Below are 17,257 nucleotides of genomic sequence, written 5' to 3'. Positions count from 1 at the left end.
GGCCTTCGGGGCTCGATGTCCGGGCGATCCGTCAACGCGGCGCGGCCTCTTTCAGACAAGAGAATGAATCATGGTTGCAGCTAGTGACAGGGGCATCACGCACTGCCACATTGCGGTCATGGACGCCCCCCTTTCCCCAGGCCACGCCCACCACCACCCCGTCTTCTGCACCGTCGTGCCCCCGCACCTGCTCGACAAGGCCGCCCGCTCGGCCGACGCCGGCAGGGCCGACGCCGCCCAGCGCACCCTGGAGCAGGACGCCTTCCTGCGCACCCGGCGCCGCATCAGCACCGTCCGGGGCATCGTCCCCGCGGCCGCCGTCCCCGGCTCCGACACCCCGCAGCGGACCGTGTACGACGCCCGTCACCGCACCCGCCTGCCCGGGACCAAGGTGCGCGGGGAGGGCGACGAGCCCGGTCGTGACGCCACCGTGAACCGGGCCTACGCGGGCCTCGGGGCCACGTTCGACCTGTTCCTCCAGGGCTTCGGCCGCCGTTCCATCGACGACTCCGGGCTCCCGCTCGACGCGACCGTGCACTACGGCGAGGACTACAACAACGCGTTCTGGGACGGCCGCCAGATGGTCTTCGGCGACGGGGACGGCGACCTGTTCCTCGACTTCACCGTCGCAGTGGACGTCATCGGGCACGAGCTCGCCCACGGCGTCACCCAGTACACGGCCAACCTCGACTACCACGGCCAGTCGGGCGCGCTGAACGAGTCCATGTCGGACGTCTTCGGCTCCCTGATCAAGCAGTACTCCCTCGGCCAGAACGCCGACGAGGCCGACTGGCTGATCGGCGCCGGCCTCCTGGGCCCCAACGTCACCGGCGTCGCCCTGCGCTCGATGCGGGCACCGGGGACGGCGTACGACGACGACGAACTCGGCAAGGACCCGCAGCCGGCGACGATGGACGACTACGTGGTCACCTCGCGCGACAACGGGGGCGTCCACATCAACTCCGGCATCCCCAACCACGCCTTCTGCATCGCGGCGACGGAACTGGGCGGCCGCGCCTGGGAGCGGGCCGGACAGATCTGGTACGACACCCTGACCGGCGGGGAGCTGACGGAGCGGGCCTCCTTCGCCGACTTCGCCCGGCTGTCGGTGGCGGCGGCGGTCACCCGCTTCGGGGACGGCGGCGCCGAACACCGGGCGCTGCAGAAGGCCTGGGCGACGGTAGGCGTCCCGGCGGCGGGGTAGGACGCTCCCCATGCGCATCCAGGTGGTCAGGACGGGCGGTTTCGCGGGCATCGAGCGCCGGGCCGAGGTGGACACCTCGGGCCGGTCCGACGAGGACGAGTGGCGGGCGCTGGCCCTGCTCGCCCTGCGGCCGGACCCGGCGGGGCGACAGGACGCGAGCGGCGTCCGGGACGGGTTCTCGTACCGGATCACGGTGGACGGGCGGACGGTGTCCTGCCAGGACCCCCACCTGTCGGAGGCCCAACGGAACCTGATCTCGCGGGTGCTGAAGGAGGGCGCCTGAAACCCGGGTGCCCGGCCCGGCCCCGTGCGCTTGGATGTCCGGATGACCGACATGATCTTGTCAGCGCTGGAGCGGTACTACGACGGCGTCCCCCGCCGGGGCGGGGCCCGCGGCGAGGACTTCGGACCGCTGACCCTCTTCGTGCAGGAGGGTGAGGGCTGGCAGTACTACGCGCGCCCCACGCCCGGCGCCCCGGACGCCGGCGCGGCGGACGTACAGCGGGTGAGGGCGCGACAGCGGGAACTGAAGGTGCCCGAGGCCTTCGAATGGGTGGCCGAGAACAACCCCGCTCTACGGGCCGCGGTGGAGGCGGCGGGCCTGCGCGTCCACGCGCACCCGCTCATGGTCCTGGAAGCCGACGCGACGCCTCCCGCGCCGCATCCGGACGTACGGGCACTCGGCGCGGACGACCCGCTGCTCGCGGCGGCGGTGACGGTGCCCGCACTGGCCTTCTCCGCGCCGGGCACGGCGCTCGGCGAAGCGGGCCCCGCCGAACTGGCCGGCGCGCTGGCGGATCCGGGCGTGGAACGGCGCCGCGCCTTCGTCGCGCAGATGCTCGCGAGCGGCCGTACCGGAATGGCGGCGGCCGTCCGGGACGACGTGGTGCTGTGCTCGGGCCAGTTCAACCCGGTCGGCGAGGTCGCCGAGATCGTGGGGGTGGGCACGCTGCCCGCCGCCCGCCGGCAGGGCCTGGCCCTCGGGGTGACGGCAGCCCTGGTGGCGCAGGCCCGCGAGCGCGGCGCGGGGACGGTGTTCCTGTCGGCCGGTGACGAGGACGTGGCCCGGATCTACGGCCGCGCCGGGTTCCGCCGGGTGGGCACGGCCATGATCGCGGAACCTCCGGCGTAGCGCGACGCCGGGCACGCGGCCGGGCGCGTGACGGGCCCGACGTACGAAGGGCGGGATGCGGGCCGGTACGCGAACGGGCCCGGACCCGGCCCGCAGGCCGGTCCGGACCCGGACGGAGGAGGACGCGTCGCCGCGGACGGTGGGGCGTGCCGCGAGGCTCCGGGGTCAGAAGCCGAGCTTGCGCAGCTGCTTGGGGTCGCGCTGCCAGTCCTTGGCGACCTTCACGTGCAGGTCCAGGAAGACCGGCGTGCCGAGCAGCGCCTCGATGTGCTTGCGCGACTTCATGCCGACCTCCTTCAGGCGCGAGCCCTTCGGGCCGATGATGATGCCCTTCTGGCTCGGACGCTCGATGTAGACGTTGGCGTGGATGTCGAGCAGCGGACGGTCGGCCGGGCGGTTCTCCCGGGGGATCATCTCCTCGACCACCACGGCGATGGAGTGCGGCAGCTCGTCGCGCACGCCTTCCAGCGCGGCCTCGCGGATGAGCTCGGCGACCATCACCATCTCGGGCTCGTCGGTGAGGTCGCCCTCCGGGTACAGCGGCGGGCTCTCCGGCAGCAGCGGTGCGATCAGGTCGGCCAGCAGCTGGACCTGGCTGTCGCCGACGGCCGAGACGGGCACGATCTCGGCCCACTCGAAACCGAGCTCGGCGCCGAGCTGGTGCACGGCGAGGAGCTGTTCGGCCAGCGCCTTGGACTCGACCAGGTCGGTCTTGGTGATGATGGCGATCTTGGGGGTCTTCTTGATCCCCGCGAGCTCCTTGGCGATGAACTTGTCGCCGGGGCCGAGCTTCTGGTCGGCGGGCAGGCAGAAGCCGATGACGTCGACCTCGGACCAGGTGGCCCGTACGACGTCGTTGAGGCGCTCGCCGAGCAGGGTGCGCGGCTTGTGCAGGCCGGGCGTGTCGACCAGGACGAGCTGCGCGTCGGGGCGGTGCACGATGCCGCGGACGGTGTGGCGCGTGGTCTGCGGCCGGTTGGAGGTGATCGCGACCTTGGTGCCCACGAGCGCGTTGGTCAGGGTCGACTTGCCCGCGTTGGGGCGGCCGACGAAGCATGCGAAGCCCGCGCGGTGCGGGGCGGTGGGCTCGGGGGAACGATCGCTCATACGGGCCATTCTCCCCGATGCGGCTCCCAGCGCCGACCAGGCCACCGCCGCGAGGGCCGAAGCGAGGGCCAGAGCGAGCGTCAGCCGGGGGTGCGCGGCGTGGTCGGCGACGCCCCGGGCGCTCGCTCCCCCGCCCTCGGCGCGCACCGTCAGCCGGCTCCACTCCAGGTCGGGCGGGTCGTCCCAGCGCGCGGTGAGGGTGACCCGCGTCCCGGGGAGCAGTTCGGCGGGCAGGGCGGTGAGCTCGCGCCGGAACAGGTTCCGGCCGAGGAAACCGGAGGCGGTGAGGGTGGCTCGGGGGCGCAACGTCACGTTGCCGAGGTTGTGCAGGGTGTACGTGACCACCGCTCCGGAGCCGCCGCCCGTGACCCGGACGTCCTGGACGGCGAGGGCGGGGGCGGTGGGTCCCGTCACCCTCAGGTAGAGGCGGGCGGCGACGGCCTGCCGTACGCCGATCCCCCCGCCGGTGGGGGCGGCGGGCCCGTCCTCGACGGCGACGACGGCGCCGGGGTGGTCCCCCGGTTCGGCCCGTTCGGGGACGGCGACGGTGAAGGGCACGTCCGCGGTGCCCCCCGCGGGTACGGTGATCCGTTCCCGCGCGAGCCGGGTCCAGGCGGCGGCGCCCAGCCGCGGCTCGTCGGGGCCGCGCAGGGCGAAGCCGCCGTCGCGGGCGGTGTGGTGGGCGTCGGCGGCGTACAGCAGGAAGGTGCGGGGCCGGTCGGTGCGGTTCGCGACGGTGACGGTGTCCCGCACTTCCGCTCCGGGTGCGGCGGACAGGTAGAAGTGGGGGCGTTGTCCGACGGTCGTGGTGGCCGGCAGGACGGACCACCGCCCGTTGTCCGCGGCGCCGGCCGGTCCGGCGACGGCGACGCACCCGAGCAGGACGAGGGCGGCGCCGGCCGACACCGCCCGTACGGCCCGGGCCGCCCGTCCCGCCCGGCGGTCCGGGATCACGACAGGGTCAGCGTCAGGACCGCCGTGTACGCGCCCGGCGGGGTGTAGGGCGGCACCTGGAGGGTGACGCCGGCGTCCACCGTGAAGGTGCCGCCGGCCTCCGGGGCGTCGGCCGTGGAGGCCAGCACCGCCCCCTCCGGGCCGACCACGCCCGCGCTGCCCGCGACGCACGCTCCGGGGCTGCCCTCGGCGGCCGTGCAGGACGGGGTCCAGGACAGCGAGGCGCCGGGGATGCGGACGCCGCCGGAGCCGGCGAAGTCGGTGACCTTCCCGACCAGCGACCAACCGGCGGGCCCGCCCCGGGCGTCCTTGACGGTGACGGTGCCGATCCGGCCGGGGGCCGCGCCGCCGTCCCCGTACGGGACCGCGCCCAGGGTCACCGACTCGCCCGCCTGGCTCATGGCGAGGGTGCCCGGCTCGACGGTCGCCGTCACCTGTCGGGTCAGCGGTGCGGGCGCCGGCGCCGGCGGCGCGGCGGGCTCGACCACGGTGTAGGCGGCCGGGGCGGTGCCCCGCAGCGCCGACCAGGCCGTGCCCTCGTACGCGACCACCCCCGTGGTCGCCCGGTCCGTCAGGGGCAGCTCCGCGACGACCTCACCCCGCTCGTCGGCGGTGGCGGCGACCCGGTCGGCCGTCTCGGCGGCGCCCGCCCGGCCGGCCACGGTCACGGCGGCGCCGGGGGCGAAGCCCGCGCCGGTGACCTCGACGCGGGCGCCCGGGGTTCCGTAGGCGGCCTCGAGGCTGAGGCGGCGCAGGTTGGCGGTGGGCAGCGGGGTCGCGGTGAGGCGCTCGGACACCGGGGTGCCCGGTCCGGCGGTGCAGACCGTGGCCAGGTCCAACAGGTGGCCGGTGCGCAGGGTGTAGGGGCCAGGGGTGAGGGTGATCGCGCCGGGCGCGGTGACGGTGAAGGTGCCGGTCATGGTCACGGCGGGGAGGGCTCCGCCGGGAGGCACCGGTTCGTTGCGCCGGGCGCCGGTGACGGTGACCTCGCCGCTCTGCGCACCGCCCAGCAGGACCCGTCCGGTGGGGGTGAGCACGTCTGCGGGCAGTGCGGAGGGAAGCGGGTTCACGGCCGGGGCGGCGGCCACCCGGTAGGTCACCGTGACCGTGTCACCGACGCGCGGCGCCGGGTCGTCGACGGTGATCCGGGCCGTGGTGGGTCCGTCCGCCGGTGGCAGCCCGGCTTCCTGCGGGGGCAGGCAGTGCGTGGGGAACTCCACCTGCCCGGGGGGCGTTTCCCCCACCGCGGCGGCCGGTGCGCCCAGCGCTCCCCCGGTCACCGCCGCGAGTACCGCCAAGCCGACGGCCGCGGTCCGTCTCCTGCTGCGCGCGCCTGTTCGCACTGCCCGCCCCCTGCGTTCCGTCGCCCCGACAGGGGGCCATTCACGAGCGGGCGGCGGGAGAAGTCAATGCACGGGTCCGGCAGTGTCTGATGGGCCATCAGAAGCCGGCAGGATGACGGGACGCGCGGCGTGCTCGGCGCGGCCGGCGCCGATGGCAATGGTGGCGTCGGCGGCCTCCGCGACGCCCTCGACCGGGCGAAAGGTGCGCCGGTAGGCCGTCGGGCTCACCCCCAGGGCCGCCTGGACGTGCTTGCGCAGTGACTGGGCCGTGCCGAAGCCCGCCTCCCGGGCGATCTGCTCCATCGACAGCTCCGTCCGCTCCAGCAGTCGCCGGGCCCGCTCGACCCGCCGGCCGGTGATCCACTCCCCCGGGCTCACCCCGGATTCCTCCCGGAACCGGCGCGTGAAGGTCCGTACGGACACGGCCTCCTGGCGGGCCAGGTCGCTCAGGCGCAGCGGCTCGTGCAGCCGGTCCAGCAGCCGGGCGCGGGCCGCGGTGGTGGACGCCTGCCGCGGCTCGGGCAGCGGCCGGTCGACGAACTGCGCCTGACCGCCCTCCCGGTGGGGCGGTACGACGGTCCGCCGGGCCACGTCGTTGGCGACGGCCACGCCGTGGTCGCGGCGCACGATGTGCAGGCACAGGTCGATGCCGGCGGCCACGCCGGCGGAAGTGAGCACGTCCCCGTCGTCGGTGTAGAGCACGCCCGGGTCGACGCGGACGGCGGGGAAGAGCCGCTGGAAGTGCTCGGCGGAGGCCCAGTGGGTGGTGGCGGGCCGGCCGTCCAGGTACCCGGCGGCGGCCAGGACGTAGCCGCCCGTGCAGATCGAGACGAGCCGGGTGCCGGGTCGGATGTGCGCGAGGGCGGCCTTGAGCTCATCGGTCAGCACCCCGACCTCGTGCACCGAACCCAGCTCGTACGAGGCGGGCACCACCACGGTGTCGGCCGTGGCCAGCAGTTCCGGGCCGTGCTCGACGTGCACGGCGAAGTCGGCGTCGGTGGACACCGGGCCGGGGGCCAGACCGCAGGTGAGGATCTCGTACAGCGGCCGCCCGGCCGGATCCTTGGCCCGGCCGAAGATCCGGTGCGGGATCCCGAGCTCGAAGGGCAACAGCCCGGCGAGGGCGAGGACGACGACGCGGTGGGCCCGCGGATTCGGCTCCATGGCCCGATCGTAGCGAAGGGTGACAGTCAGGCCACTGTCGGCGGACGCGGGCCCGGCCGGAAGCTGTCGGGGTGACGCAGACAGCACCCACCTCCACCTCCTCCCCCGCGGGCGATCCGCGGGCCCCGCGCCGGGCCGGCCGCATCCACCGCGCCTGGTACGCGGCGGCCGTCGGCTTCGTGACGATCATCGGCGCCGCCGCGTTCAGCTCCCTGCCGGGCCTCCTCATCGAGCCGCTGCACGAGGAGTTCGACTGGTCGCGCGGCACGATCGGCTTCGCCGTCTCCGTCAACCTCGCCCTCTACGGGCTCACGGCGCCGTTCGCCGCCGCGCTGATGGACCGCTTCGGCATCCGCAAGGTCGTCGCCCTGGCCCTCACCGTCATCGCCGGCGGGTCGGTGGCCACCGTGTGGATGACGCGACCGTGGCAGCTGGTCCTGTACTGGGGCGTCCTGGTCGGCCTCGGCAGCGGCTCGATGGCGCTGGCCTTCGCCGCGACCGTCACCAACCGGTGGTTCACCGCGCGGCGCGGCCTGGTCACCGGGATCCTGACCGCGGCGGGCGCCTCCGGGCAGCTGGTCTTCCTGCCGCTGCTGTCCTGGATGGTCGAACACCACGGCTGGCGCCCGGCGGCGGTCACCGTGTCGCTCGCGGCGCTGGCCGTCGTACCGTTCGTGTGGCTGCTGCTGCGCGACCACCCCGCCGATGTGGGGCTCGCGCCGTACGGGGGTGCGTACGCGCCGAAACCGGCGCCGGTACGGGGCGCTGCGCGGCGGGCGGTGACGGTGCTGTTCAAGGCGGCTCGGACGGGGCCGTTCTGGCTGCTGGCCGGTACCTTCGCGATCTGCGGGGCGTCGACGAACGGGCTGGTCAAGACGCACTTCGTGCCGGCTGCGCACGATCACGGCATGCCGGTGACGGCTGCCGCCGGGTTGCTGGCGGTGATCGGGGTGTTCGACGTCCTCGGGACGATCGCCTCCGGCTGGTTCACGGATCGCTTCGAGGCACGGCGGTTGCTGGCGGTGTACTACGCGCTGCGGGGGATCTCGCTGCTCTTCCTGCCGATGTTGCTCGCGCCGTCGGTGCACCCGCCGATGGTGTTCTTCATCGTCTTCTACGGGTTGGACTGGGTGGCCACGGTGCCGCCGACCATCGCCCTGTGTCGGGAGCACTACGGGGAGGACAGCGCGATCGTCTTCGGCTGGGTCCTGGCCTCGCACCAGGTGGGCGCGGCGCTGGTGGCCTTCCTGGGCGGGGTGGCCCGCGACGCGTTCGGCTCGTACGACCTCGTCTGGTACGCGTCCGGCGGGCTGTGCGCGGTGGCGGCCCTGATGGCGATGGTCATCAGGCGGGGCCGCGCCGACGGGGGTCCGGGGATGACCGCCTGAGGGCTGCGGGCGAGTCGGGTCGGGTCGGGTCCGGGGGCGGGGACGGGGACGGAGGCTGCGGGTGGGGCCGGGCCGGGCGGGTTCGGGGCTGCGGGTGGGGTCGGGGCCGGTGCCGGGGTGGGGTGTCGTCCGGGACGGGCATGATTTATGGCGCCCTGTCCCGGGCTGCGCCGGTGGGGCGGGAGTGGGCGCCAACACATCACGTTTTAGTCCCTGACGACACCCCACCCCGTCCCCGACCCCGACTTGCGCGGCCCACCCTGGCCGACGGCGGCCCGTCCATCCAGCCCCGCAGGCATCCGTCCAGCCCCGCAGGCGCTACCCGAGCCTCGCCGGCGCCCATACAGCCCCGCCGGCGTTTGAGGCGCGGGGTCCGGGGCGGAGCCCCGGGGGAGACGGCGCCGTTCGGCCTGCTCGGGGCCGCTCCGCGCAGCAACCGCTCGGGGCCAGGCCGCCCATCCAGCCGTGCTCCGCACAGCCCGGCCACCCCAGCCCCGCCGGCGTTTGAGGCGCGGGGTCCGGGGCGGAGCCCCGGGGGAGACGGCGGCCGACGCCGCACAGCCCGGCCACCCCAGCCCGCCGGTGCGGGGGGCCGGGGTGGAAGTTTCGGCGGGGAACTCGCGCAGGGGCGCCTGGCGGCGCGGTCAGGCAGGGGGGCCGGCCGGGGTGGTCGACTTCAGGGTGCCGTCCGGGGCCGCCAGGAGGACCGGGGTGTCCGGACCGCCCAGGTCCGCGACGGCGGCGCGGTCGGCCTCCGCCGGCGCCCCGGCCTCCGTCACCACGGCCGCCGCCTCCAGCGACCGCGCCCCGCTCGCCACGGCCATCGCGACCGCCGTCCGCAGCGCGCTCAGCTTGAGGGAGTCCAGCGCCACCGTCCCGGCGACGTACGTCCGGCCGGTCTCGTCGCGCACGGCCGCCCCCTCGGGCACCCCGTTGCGGGCGCGGGCACTGCGGGCCAGTGTGATGATCTTGGTGTCCTCGGGGTCGATGCCCGTGCTCTCCGTCATGGTCGAAAGCATAGGGAGAGCGCGGGCGGAGCCGTACGACCGGCCCCGCCCCCGGTCGGCTCAGGGTCGGTCGAGCCGCAGCCGCTCCGCCTTCGGGAGCCCCGCGACGACCAGGTCGTACGAGTCCTCCACCAGCTCGCGCACCAGCGCGTCCGGCAGGCCGCCCACGGTCACCGTGTTCCAGTGCCGCTTGTTCATGTGCCAACCCGGCACGATCGCCTCGTGCTCCTCGCGTTGGCGCACCGCCAACTCCGGCTCGCACTTGAGGTTGACCTTCAGCGGCTCCGCGTCCAGGGCGCTCAGCGCGAACACCTTGCCCAGCACCTTGAACACCGAGGTCTCCGGGGTGAACGGGAACTCCTCGACCGCCGCGTTGAAGCCCAGGCAGAACGCGCGCAGTTGGGCGGGCGTCATTCGCCCTCCTCCCCGTCGGCCGCCGCCGGCGGCACCGGCTCGACCAGCACCGTCACGATCTTGTTCCGGCGTCCCGCCGGGGATTCGGCCGTCAGCCGCAGCGGGCGCCCGTCCGGCAGGTCGACCATGGCCGAGGCGCCCGCGATCGGCACCCGGCCCAGCGCCTTCGCCAGCAGCCCGCCGACCGTCTCCACGTCCTCGTCGTCGAAGGCCAGCGCCCCGAACAGCTCGCCGAGGTCGGTGATGTCCAGTCGCGCCGTGACGCGGTAGCGATCGCCGCCCAGGTCCTCGACGGGCGGCAGTTCGCGGTCGTACTCGTCGGTGATCTCGCCGACGATCTCCTCCAGGATGTCCTCGATGGTGACGATCCCGGCCGTGCCGCCGTACTCGTCGATGACGACGGCCACGTGGTTGCGCACGGACTGCATCTCGCGCAGCAGGTCACCGGCGTTCTTCGTGTCCGGCACGAACACCGCCTGCCGCATGGCCGTGGAGACCAGGTCGGCCTCCGCCTCCCGGCTGATGTGGGTCTTGCGGACGAGGTCCTTCAGGTAGACGATCCCGACGATGTCGTCCTCGTTCTCCCCGGTGACGGGGATCCGCGAGAAGCCGGACCGCAGGGCCAGCGTGGTGGCCTGACGGACCGTCTTGTAGCGCTCTATGCAGACCAGGTCGGTGCGCGGCACCATCACCTCGCGCACGAGGGTGTCGCCCAACTCGAAGACCTGGTGCACCATCCGGCGCTCGTCGTCCTCGATCAGCGATTCCTTCTCCGCCAGGTCCACCATCGCGCGCAGCTCGGCCTCGGAGGCGAAGGGCCCCTTGCGGAAGCCCTTGCCGGGCGTGAGCGCGTTGCCGATGAGGATGAGCAGTTGCGGGATCGGCCCCATGATCCGGGCGAGCGGTACGAGGACGTACGCGGCCGCCGTCGCGGTGTTCAGCGGGTGCTGGCGCCCGATGGTGCGCGGGGACACGCCGACCGCGACGTAGGAGACCAGCACCATCACGCCGATGGCGACGAACAGCGCCGTCCAGTTCTCCCCGAACTCGTCGAGGCAGACGTACGTGACGAGCACGCCCGCGGCCATCTCGCAGGTGACGCGCACCAGCAGCGCCACGTTGACGTAGCGGGTGGGGTCCCCGGTGACCTGGGCGAGCTTCGCGCTGCCGCGCCGGTTCTCCCGTACGGCCTGCTCGGCGCGGAAGCTGGAGACGCGGGCGATCCCGGACTCGGCGCACGCCGCGAACCAGGCCACCACCACCAGCAGGACCGCTCCCGTGATCAGCTGGGGGGCGTTCACGAGACGGTGGGGGCCGGGGACGCGCCGGTCATGCCGCGTTCACCGCGCCAGCCGTCGACGATGGCCGCCTGGAGGCCGAACATCTCGGCCTTCTCGTCCGGCTCCTCGTGGTCGTACCCGAGGAGGTGCAGCACCCCGTGGACGGTGAGGAGTTGGAGTTCCTCGTCCATGGAGTGCTGCGTCGGGGCTTCCTCGCCCTGCTTCTTCGCCACTTCGGGGCACAGCACGATGTCGCCGAGGAGCCCCTGCGGGGGCTCCTCGTCGTCCTTCGACGGGGGACGCAGTTCGTCCATCGGGAAGGACATGACGTCGGTCGGGCCGGGCAGGTCCATCCACTGGATGTGGAGCTGCTCCATGGCGTCCTCGTCGATGACGATGACGGAGAGCTCGGAGAGCGGGTGGATCCGCATCCGGGTGAGCGCGTAGCGGGCGATGTCGAGGATCGCCTGCTCGTCGACCTCGGTTCCGGACTCGTTGTTGACGTCGATCGACATGGTGCGCTGAGCTCTACTTCCGCTGGTGGCCGTTCGTGGCCTGCTGGCTGTCGTCGTACTTCTCGTACGCGTCGACGATACGGCCGACCAGCTTGTGGCGGACGACATCCTCGGACGTGAGCCGCGAGAAGTGGATGTCGGGCACGCCTTCGAGGATGTCCTGGACCTGTCGCAGACCGCTACGGGCGCCACCCGGCAGGTCGACCTGCGTCACGTCACCGGTGATCACGATCTTCGAATCGAAGCCGAGCCGGGTCAGGAACATCTTCATCTGCTCGGTGGTGGTGTTCTGCGCCTCGTCGAGGACGACGAAGGCCTCGTTCAAGGTGCGACCCCTCATGTAGGCCAGCGGCGCCACCTCGATCGTTCCGGCCGCCATCAGGCGGGGGATGGAGTCCGGGTCGATCATGTCGTGCAGGGCGTCGTAGAGCGGCCGCAGGTACGGGTCGATCTTGTCGAACAGGGTGCCGGGCAGGAAGCCGAGGCGTTCACCGGCCTCGACGGCGGGGCGGGTCAGGATGATCCGGCTGACCTGCTTGGACTGCAGGGCCTGGACCGCCTTCGCCATGGCGAGGTAGGTCTTGCCGGTACCGGCGGGGCCGATGCCGAAGACGATCGTGTTCTTGTCGATCGCGTCGACGTACCGCTTCTGGTTGAGCGTCTTGGGGCGGATCGTGCGGCCGCGACTGGAGAGGATGTTCTGCGTGAGCACCTCGGCGGGGGTCTCGGCCTCGCCGCCTCCCGAGCCGTTCGCCTGGAGCATGGCGATCGAGCGTTCCACTGCGTCCTCCGTCATCGGCTGCCCGGTGCGGAGCACCAGCATCATCTCGTCGAACAGGCGCTGGATGAGGGCGACTTCCGCCGCTTCACCGATCGCGCTGACCTGATTGCCCCGAACGTGGATGTCGGCCTTCGGGAAAGCCCTCTCGATCACGCGCAGCAGGGCGTCGCCGGAACCGAGCACCGTCACCATGGGGTGGCTGGCCGGAACCGTGAAGTGGGCGCGCGCCTGACCCGGCGCGGGGGTGTGGCCTGTCGGTGTCTGAGTCATGGGCCGGCACTGTGGCCTGCGCATACCTCCCACTGAAGGGTCGCGCGGATCGCCGACCTCCGGAGTACCAAGGGTACGTCCACGGCGTCGCTTACCCGAGGGGTTTTCCGGCTGGGCCGCGCCGGGAACGGGCGTACGGTCACACGGGGTGCTTGAAGCCGATCGTCGGGACGGCGCGGCGGCGCGGCGAGGGGGTCGCGCCGGGGGGCACCAGGGCGTCCAGGAAGCCGTACCGCTCCCGCAGCGGCTCCGGGGCCGCGCGCCACCAGTGGGCCACCTCCGGCCAGCCCGGGGCGGAGAGGGAGCCGCCGAACTCCTGGACGGACAGGGCGGCCGTCAGCCCCGCGAAGGCCAGCCGGTCGGCCAGCGGCCACCCGGCCAGGCTGCCGGTGACGAACCCGGCGACGTAGACGTCCCCCGCGCCGGTGGGGTCCAGGGCGTCCACGGCGATCGCGGGCACCTCGGCGGTCTCCCCGGTCCGGGAGTCGACCGCGTACGAACCCTCGGAGCCCATCGTCACCACGGCCACCGGCACCTTCTCGGCGAGCGCCCGGGCGGCGGCGCGCGGACACTCGGTCCGGGTGTAGCGCATCGCCTCGCCGGCGTTGGGGAGGAAGGCCTCGCAGTGCTCCAGGTCGGTGAGGGCGCCCAGGTCCCAGCGCCCGGTCTCGTCCCAACCCACGTCCGCGAAGATCCGCGAGCCGCGCCGGGCGGCCTCGGCGATCCACGCCTCCCCCGGCCCGGCGGCCAGCGAGGCCACGGCTGCCCGGGCCTTCGGGGGGCAGCGCGGGACGGCCCCGGGGCCGGCGGGGGGCGGGGCCTCGTGGCCGTGGGAGACCATCGTGCGCTCGCCCTCGTAGGCCATCGAGACGGTGACGGGGCTGTGCCAGCCGGGGATGGTCCGCGACATGGCCAGGTCGATGCCCTCGCCCTGTTCGAGCGCGTCCCAGCAGTACTCGCCGTAGTGGTCGTCGCCGAAGGCGGCGGCGAGGGAGGTCCGCAGTCCCAGCCGGGCCAGCGCGGTGGCCATGTTGGCGACGCCGCCGGGGCTGGAGCCCATGCCGCGCGCCCAGGACTCCGTACCGCGCACCGGGGCGGAGTCGAGGCCGGTGAAGATGATGTCGAGGAAGACGGTGCCGGTGAGGAAGACGTCGCAGCCCGGTTCGTGGGGATCGCGGAGCGGACCCAGCGGGTCCAGCTTGTCCAGCTTTCCCTGCGGGCTGATGAGGCTGTCCCGACTGGTCACGGTGTACTCCCCGGTGCGCGAAGGTCTGTGGAGCTCCTTGGAGCCCCGTGAAGCGAAGTGTCGTTTCTTCTCGTGGTTTCACGGTGCGGAGCCGGGGTGAGCGCCGGCGCCGGCCGGCCCGGCAGAACCGAAACCAGTGTGACGCACCTCACCACCGGATCGCCGCTCTCCCGCCACACGTGCCCCCGGCGGCCCGGCCGACCCGTCAGGGACGCTTGGGCACCGCCACCGTGACCAGGTCCGCCGCGACCGTCAGCTCGCCCTCGAACCCCGCCGCCCGCGCCTCACGCTCGAAGGCCGAGGGGTCGGAGTACCGCTGCGAGAAATGCGTCAGGACCAGGTGCCGGACGCCCGCGTCCCGCGCCACCCGCGCCGCCTGACCCGCGGTGAGGTGGCCGTGGTCGGTGGCGAGCCGTTCGTCGGCCTCCAGGAACGTCGACTCGATCACCAGCATGTCGCAGCCCTGCGCCAGCTCGTCCACCCCGGAGCACAGACGGGTGTCCATGACGAAGGCGAACCGCTGACCGGCCCGGTGCTCGCTGACGTCGTCGAGACCGACCCCGCCCAGCTGCCCCTCGCGCTGGATCCGCCCTACGTCCGGCCCCTTGATCCCGTGCCGCGCGAGGAGCTCCGGCACCATCCGGCGCCCGTCCGGCTCGGTGATCCGGTAGCCGAAGGACTCGACGGGGTGCGAGAGCAGCCGCGCTTCCAGGACGTACGAGGGCCCCTGCGCGAGCACCCCGTCCCGCGACACCGGCTCCTCGGCGAGCGCCACCGTCTCCCGGTAGGCCGTCGCGTACCGGAGCCGGTCGAAGAACTTCTGCCCGGAGGCCGGGTAGTGCGCGGTGACCGGGTGCGGGACCTGGTCCAGGTTGATGCGCTGGATCACCCCGGCCAGGCCGAGGCTGTGGTCACCGTGGAAGTGCGTGACGCAGATCCGGTTGATGTCGTGCGCGGCGACCCCGGCGCGCAGCATCTGTCGCTGCGTGCCCTCGCCCGGGTCGAAGAGGATGCCCTCGCCGTCCCAGCGCAGCAGGTAGCCGTTGTGGTTGCGGTGCCGGGTGGGGACCTGGCTGGCGGTGCCGAGCACCACGAATTCACGTACGGACACGGTTTATCCCGGGGGCCATTCGAGGCCGCGGCCACCGAGCACGTGGGCGTGCGCGTGGAAGACGGTCTGGCCGGCGCCGGCGCCCGTGTTGAGGACGATCCGGTAGCCGTGCTCCTCGATCTTCTCGTCGGCGGCGACCCGGCCGGCCTCGGCCAGCACGTCCGCGGCGAGGGCCGGCTCGGCGGCCGCGAGGGAGGCCGCGTCGGGGTAGTGCGCCTTGGGGATGACCAGGACGTGGGTCGGTGCCTGCGGGTTGATGTCCCGGAAGGCGATGGTCGTCCCGGTCTCCCGGACCACGGTCGCCGGTACGGCGCCCGCGACGATCTTGCAGAACAGGCAGTCCGCCTGCGGTTCCCCGGCCATTGCTGCGCCTCCCGTGACGTTGATCGGTCCGGGCATCGTAACCGCCCCCGGCTCCGCGAACGGCTCGGTCCGCCGGAGATCCGCCGGAGCCCGCCCGCCCCTCGAGGCGTTGCGGATCAGGACCAGCGGCCGGTGCGCGCCAGCAGGACGGCGGTCGCGGCCGTGCCGGCGGTGGAGGTGCGCAGGACGCTGCGGCCCAGCCGGTGGGGCCGGGCGCCGGCCTGCGCGAACGCGGCCAGTTCCTCGGGCGAGACGCCGCCCTCGGGGCCGACGACCAGGACGACGGAGCCCGATTCCGGCAGCGGGACCGTGGCGAGGGCGTCCGAGGCGGCGTCGCGGTCCTCGTGGAGCACCATGGCCAGGTCGGCCTCGGCGAGCAGCGCGGCGACCTGCTTCGTGGACAGCGCCTCGGCGACCTCGGGGAAACGGACGCGGCGGGACTGCTTGCCGGATTCCCGGGCGGTGGCCCGCCACTTGGCCAGGGACTTGGCGCCGCGGTCGCCGCGCCACTGCGTGATGCAGCGCGAGGCCTGCCAGGGGACGATCGCGTCGACGCCGGTCTCGGTCATCGTCTCGACGGCGACCTCGCCCCGGTCGCCCTTGGGCAGGGCCTGGACCACGGTGATGCGGACGGCCGGTTCGGCCTCCTCGGACACCTCGGCGACGGAGACGACGAGCCGGTCCTTGCCCTCGGCGGACTTCACGACGGCCTCGGCCCAGCGGCCCCGGCCGTCGGTGAGGACGAGCTCCTCGCCCGGGTTCAGCCGCTTGACGGACACGGCGTGCCGGCCCTCGGGGCCGTCCAGCACGAACTCGGGCCCCGTGGGGACCTCTTCGACCACGAACACGGGGGCCGTCATGACGCTCTCCTCATGTGCAACATCTTCAACGTGCTCTGTGCCTCGACCAGTTCGGCCGCCAGCAGCTCCACCAGGTCCCCGGCCGGCATCGTCCGCGCCAGCCGGTGCCCCTGCCCGGCCCACAGGGACATGCCCTGCGGGTCGCCGGCGGCCGCGGCCGCCTTGCGCAGCCCCGAGGTCATGTGGTGGACCTGCGGGTAGGCGGCCGGGGCGTACGGTCCGTGCTCGCGCATGAACCGGTTGACGAGGCCCCGGGCGGGGCGGCCCGAGAACGCCCGGGTGAGTTCCGTGTGGGCGAACAGGGGGTCCGTCAGGGCCTTCTTGTGCAGCGGGTGCGCGCCCGACTCGGGACAGGCGAGGAAGGCGGTGCCGAGCTGCGCCGCCTCCGCGCCCGCGGCGAGGAGCGCGGCGATCTGCGCGCCGCGCATGAGGCCGCCCGAGGCGATGAGGGGCAGGGTGACCGCCTCCCGCACCTGGGCGACCAGGGCGAGCAGGCCCACGCCGGCGGTGCCGTCGATCTGCGGATCGTCGCGGTAGGTGCCCTGGTGGCCGCCGGCCTCGACGCCCTGGACGCAGAGGGCGTCGGCGCCGGCTTCCTGCGCGGCGCGGGCCTCGTCGACGCAGGTGACGGTGACGATCCCGTAGGTGCCGGCCTTGCGCAGCCGGGTGAACACGGCGGGCGCGGGACAGCCGAAGGTGAAGGAGACGACGGGGACGGGGTCGTCGAGGAGGATCGCGAGTTTGGCGTCGTAGCCGTCGTCGCAGGTCCCGATGATGTCCTCCTCGGCGAGGGAGACCTCGTACCAGCTGGCCTCGCCGGCGAGCTGTCCGCGGTAGGCCTCGACGGCGGCCGGGTCGACGTAGCCGTTCTGCGGCATGAAGAGGTTCACGCCGAAGGGGCGCCGGGTGAGCCCGCGCGTCTGCTTGATCTCCTGGTACATGCCGTCGGCGGTCTTGTAGCCACCGGCGAGGAATCCCAGCCCGCCGGCCTCGCACACGGCGGCGGCCAGGGGCGGGCAGGAGGCGCCGCCCGCCATGGGAGCCTGCACGATCGGGTACGGGGAGAGACCGTTCGGTGCGGAGGACATGGACTGCATCGTGCCACGTCCCGACCACCG

The 17,257-nt window shown here is 73.7% G+C and carries 17 protein-coding genes; 4 read left to right on the top strand and 13 right to left on the bottom strand.

Going from position 1 to position 17,257, the window contains the following annotated elements; all coding sequences use genetic code 11:
- Window positions 1-118 precede the first annotated feature (118 nt).
- From ACFY0I_RS15130 to ACFY0I_RS15120, 3 genes are read left to right on the top strand one after another with little or no spacing between them, the layout of a single operon-like run.
- The gene (locus ACFY0I_RS15130; protein WP_388894846.1) at window positions 119-1,204 is read left to right on the top strand and encodes a M4 family metallopeptidase; all 1,086 of its coding nucleotides are present in this window, start codon (window positions 119-121) and stop codon (window positions 1,202-1,204) included.
- Between the two features lie 10 nt (window positions 1,205-1,214).
- Window positions 1,215-1,487 (top strand): protealysin inhibitor emfourin, encoded by a 273-nt coding sequence (locus ACFY0I_RS15125; protein ID WP_388894843.1) that lies wholly within the window; start codon window positions 1,215-1,217, stop codon window positions 1,485-1,487.
- A gap of 42 nt (window positions 1,488-1,529) precedes the next feature.
- Entirely contained in the window at window positions 1,530-2,336 is an 807-nt protein-coding gene (locus tag ACFY0I_RS15120; protein WP_388894840.1) for a GNAT family N-acetyltransferase, read from the top strand.
- Window positions 2,337-2,501: 165 nt separating this feature from the next.
- On the opposite strand, the gene era is transcribed toward ACFY0I_RS15120, so the two are convergent.
- From era to ACFY0I_RS15105, 3 genes are all read right to left on the bottom strand, one after another.
- The gene (era, locus tag ACFY0I_RS15115) at window positions 2,502-3,452 is read right to left on the bottom strand and encodes a GTPase Era (RefSeq protein ID WP_281205950.1); all 951 of its coding nucleotides are present in this window, start codon (window positions 3,450-3,452) and stop codon (window positions 2,502-2,504) included.
- Between the two features lie 941 nt (window positions 3,453-4,393).
- Window positions 4,394-5,740 (bottom strand): beta-xylosidase, encoded by a 1,347-nt coding sequence (locus tag ACFY0I_RS15110; protein ID WP_388894828.1) that lies wholly within the window; start codon window positions 5,738-5,740, stop codon window positions 4,394-4,396.
- A gap of 63 nt (window positions 5,741-5,803) precedes the next feature.
- On the bottom strand, window positions 5,804-6,904 hold the full coding sequence (locus ACFY0I_RS15105; protein WP_388894825.1) for a GlxA family transcriptional regulator: 1,101 nt from the start codon (window positions 6,902-6,904) through the stop codon (window positions 5,804-5,806).
- 71 nt (window positions 6,905-6,975) lie between these two features.
- Between ACFY0I_RS15105 and ACFY0I_RS15100 the strand changes: the two genes are divergently transcribed.
- Entirely contained in the window at window positions 6,976-8,292 is a 1,317-nt protein-coding gene (locus ACFY0I_RS15100; protein ID WP_388894822.1) for an MFS transporter, read from the top strand.
- 644 nt (window positions 8,293-8,936) lie between these two features.
- On the opposite strand, the gene ACFY0I_RS15095 is transcribed toward ACFY0I_RS15100, so the two are convergent.
- The 10 genes from ACFY0I_RS15095 to ACFY0I_RS15050 form a co-directional block, all read right to left on the bottom strand.
- On the bottom strand, window positions 8,937-9,311 hold the full coding sequence (locus ACFY0I_RS15095) for a cytidine deaminase (RefSeq protein ID WP_388894819.1): 375 nt from the start codon (window positions 9,309-9,311) through the stop codon (window positions 8,937-8,939).
- Window positions 9,312-9,359: 48 nt separating this feature from the next.
- Complete coding sequence (locus ACFY0I_RS15090) at window positions 9,360-9,713, bottom strand: MmcQ/YjbR family DNA-binding protein (RefSeq protein ID WP_388894816.1); 354 nt, start codon at window positions 9,711-9,713, stop codon at window positions 9,360-9,362.
- Complete coding sequence (locus tag ACFY0I_RS15085) at window positions 9,710-11,014, bottom strand: hemolysin family protein (RefSeq protein ID WP_383999764.1); 1,305 nt, start codon at window positions 11,012-11,014, stop codon at window positions 9,710-9,712. The genes ACFY0I_RS15090 and ACFY0I_RS15085 overlap by 4 nt, the downstream gene beginning before the upstream one ends.
- Entirely contained in the window at window positions 11,011-11,508 is a 498-nt protein-coding gene (gene ybeY, locus ACFY0I_RS15080) for an rRNA maturation RNase YbeY (protein WP_388894813.1), read from the bottom strand. The genes ACFY0I_RS15085 and ybeY overlap by 4 nt, the downstream gene beginning before the upstream one ends.
- 13 nt (window positions 11,509-11,521) lie before the next feature.
- A complete protein-coding gene (locus ACFY0I_RS15075; protein ID WP_388894810.1) occupies window positions 11,522-12,559 on the bottom strand; it encodes a PhoH family protein in 1,038 nt (345 codons plus the stop codon).
- Between the two features lie 139 nt (window positions 12,560-12,698).
- Complete coding sequence (locus ACFY0I_RS15070; protein WP_388895334.1) at window positions 12,699-13,784, bottom strand: PfkB family carbohydrate kinase; 1,086 nt, start codon at window positions 13,782-13,784, stop codon at window positions 12,699-12,701.
- Between the two features lie 226 nt (window positions 13,785-14,010).
- The gene (locus tag ACFY0I_RS15065; RefSeq protein WP_388894807.1) at window positions 14,011-14,916 is read right to left on the bottom strand and encodes a ribonuclease Z; all 906 of its coding nucleotides are present in this window, start codon (window positions 14,914-14,916) and stop codon (window positions 14,011-14,013) included.
- Window positions 14,917-14,919: 3 nt separating this feature from the next.
- On the bottom strand, window positions 14,920-15,279 hold the full coding sequence (locus ACFY0I_RS15060) for a histidine triad nucleotide-binding protein (protein ID WP_388894804.1): 360 nt from the start codon (window positions 15,277-15,279) through the stop codon (window positions 14,920-14,922).
- A gap of 116 nt (window positions 15,280-15,395) precedes the next feature.
- Window positions 15,396-16,139, bottom strand: a complete 744-nt coding sequence (locus ACFY0I_RS15055) for a 16S rRNA (uracil(1498)-N(3))-methyltransferase (RefSeq protein WP_388894801.1) — start codon at window positions 16,137-16,139, stop codon at window positions 15,396-15,398.
- A complete protein-coding gene (locus tag ACFY0I_RS15050) occupies window positions 16,136-17,227 on the bottom strand; it encodes a nitronate monooxygenase (RefSeq protein ID WP_388894798.1) in 1,092 nt (363 codons plus the stop codon). Before ACFY0I_RS15050 ends, ACFY0I_RS15055 begins: the two co-directional genes overlap by 4 nt.
- Between the last annotated feature and the right edge of the window lie 30 nt (window positions 17,228-17,257).

The sequence above is a fragment of the Streptomyces sp. NPDC001568 genome (genome assembly GCF_042893755.1).
Taxonomy (GTDB): Bacteria; Actinomycetota; Actinomycetes; order Streptomycetales; family Streptomycetaceae; genus Streptomyces.
Note: the sequence above shows the minus strand (reverse complement) of the source record. Positions and strands in the feature narration are given on the sequence as shown.

Coding starts and splice junctions, on each gene's coding strand:
- ACFY0I_RS15130 (WP_388894846.1), top strand. CDS start 119: ATGGACGCCCCCCTTTCCCCAGGCCACGCCCACCACCACCCCGTCTTC.
- ACFY0I_RS15125 (WP_388894843.1), top strand. CDS start 1,215: ATGCGCATCCAGGTGGTCAGGACGGGCGGTTTCGCGGGCATCGAGCGC.
- ACFY0I_RS15120 (WP_388894840.1), top strand. CDS start 1,530: ATGACCGACATGATCTTGTCAGCGCTGGAGCGGTACTACGACGGCGTC.
- era (WP_281205950.1), bottom strand. CDS start 3,452: ATGGCCCGTATGAGCGATCGTTCCCCCGAGCCCACCGCCCCGCACCGC.
- ACFY0I_RS15105 (WP_388894825.1), bottom strand. CDS start 6,904: ATGGAGCCGAATCCGCGGGCCCACCGCGTCGTCGTCCTCGCCCTCGCC.
- ACFY0I_RS15095 (WP_388894819.1), bottom strand. CDS start 9,311: ATGCTTTCGACCATGACGGAGAGCACGGGCATCGACCCCGAGGACACC.
- ACFY0I_RS15090 (WP_388894816.1), bottom strand. CDS start 9,713: ATGACGCCCGCCCAACTGCGCGCGTTCTGCCTGGGCTTCAACGCGGCG.
- ybeY (WP_388894813.1), bottom strand. CDS start 11,508: ATGTCGATCGACGTCAACAACGAGTCCGGAACCGAGGTCGACGAGCAG.
- ACFY0I_RS15075 (WP_388894810.1), bottom strand. CDS start 12,559: ATGACTCAGACACCGACAGGCCACACCCCCGCGCCGGGTCAGGCGCGC.
- ACFY0I_RS15060 (WP_388894804.1), bottom strand. CDS start 15,279: ATGGCCGGGGAACCGCAGGCGGACTGCCTGTTCTGCAAGATCGTCGCG.
- ACFY0I_RS15055 (WP_388894801.1), bottom strand. CDS start 16,139: ATGACGGCCCCCGTGTTCGTGGTCGAAGAGGTCCCCACGGGGCCCGAG.
- ACFY0I_RS15050 (WP_388894798.1), bottom strand. CDS start 17,227: ATGTCCTCCGCACCGAACGGTCTCTCCCCGTACCCGATCGTGCAGGCT.